Here is a 1,702-nt window from a genome sequence, read left to right on the forward strand (position 1 = left end):
TTCAGGGGTAGGGGAGCGTTGTATACAGCATTGAAGGTGTACCGTAAGGAGCGCTGGAGCGTATACAAGTGAGAATGCCGGTATGAGTAACGAAAAGATCAGTGAGAATCTGATCCGCCGAAAGCCCAAGGTTTCCTGAGGAAGGCTCGTCCGCTCAGGGTAAGTCGGGACCTAAGGCGAGGCCGAAAGGCGTAGTCGAAGGACAACAGGTTGAAATTCCTGTACCACCATAAACCGTTATGAACGATGGGGGGACGCAGGAGGGTAGTGACGCGGACTGATGGATGTCCGTCCAAGCAGTGAGGCTGATGTGTAGGCAAATCCGCACATCGTAAGGCTGGGCTGTGATGGGGAGTGAAAATTACAGTAGCGAAGGTCATGATCTCACACTGCCAAGAAAAGCCTCTAGTCAGGTGAAGGTGCCCGTACCGCAAACCGACACAGGTAGGCGAGAAGAGAATTCTAAGGCGCGCGGAAGAACTCTCGTTAAGGAACTCGGCAAAATGACCCCGTAACTTCGGGAGAAGGGGTGCCTCGGTAGGGTGAATAGCCCGAGGGGGCCGCAGTGAAAAGGCCCAAGCGACTGTTTAGCAAAAACACAGGTCTGTGCGAAGCCGTAAGGCGAAGTATACGGGCTGACGCCTGCCCGGTGCTGGAAGGTTAAGGGGAGCGGTTAGGAGCAATCCGAAGCTGTGAACCGAAGCCCCAGTAAACGGCGGCCGTAACTATAACGGTCCTAAGGTAGCGAAATTCCTTGTCAGGTAAATTCTGACCCGCACGAATGGCGTAACGACTTGGGCGCTGTCTCAACGAGAGATCCGGTGAAATTTTAATACCTGTGAAGATGCAGGTTACCCGCGACAAGACGGAAAGACCCCATGGAGCTTTACTGCAGCTTGATATTGAATTTGGGTACGATCTGTACAGGATAGGTGGGAGCCTAGGAAACCTGAGCGCCAGCTTGGGTGGAGGCGCCGTTGGGATACCACCCTGATCGTATCTAGGTTCTAACCTGGTGCCCTTATCGGGTACAGGGACCGTGTCAGGTGGGCAGTTTGACTGGGGCGGTCGCCTCCTAAAGAGTAACGGAGGCGCCCCAAGGTTCCCTCAGAATGGTTGGAAATCATTCGAAGAGTGCAAAGGCATAAGGGAGCTTGACTGCGAGACCCACAAGTCGAGCAGGGACGAAAGTCGGGCTTAGTGATCCGGTGGTACCGCATGGAAGGGCCATCGCTCAACGGATAAAAGCTACCCTGGGGATAACAGGCTTATCTCCCCCAAGAGTCCACATCGACGGGGAGGTTTGGCACCTCGATGTCGGCTCATCGCATCCTGGGGCTGAAGTAGGTCCCAAGGGTTGGGCTGTTCGCCCATTAAAGCGGTACGCGAGCTGGGTTCAGAACGTCGTGAGACAGTTCGGTCCCTATCTGTCGTGGGCGTAGGAAATTTGAGAGGAGCTGTCCTTAGTACGAGAGGACCGGGATGGACGTACCGCTGGTGCACCAGTTGTTCCGCCAGGAGCACGGCTGGGTAGCTACGTACGGAAGGGATAAGCGCTGAAAGCATCTAAGCGTGAAGCCCCCCTCAAGATGAGATTTCCCAATTAGTAAGACCCCTTGAAGACGACGAGGTAGATAGGTTGGAGGTGGAAGTGCAGCAATGCATGGAGCTGACCAATACTAATCGGTCGAGGGCTTATCCT

Annotated in this window: 1 rRNA gene; it reads left to right on the forward strand. The window is 54.5% G+C overall.

Going from position 1 to position 1,702, the window contains the following annotated elements:
• A 23S ribosomal RNA gene (locus CHH67_RS25600) occupies positions 1-1,702 on the forward strand; the annotation flags it as partial.

This window comes from Paenibacillus campinasensis (assembly GCF_002272015.1).
Taxonomy (GTDB): domain Bacteria; phylum Bacillota; class Bacilli; order Paenibacillales; family Paenibacillaceae; genus Paenibacillus_AQ; species Paenibacillus_AQ campinasensis.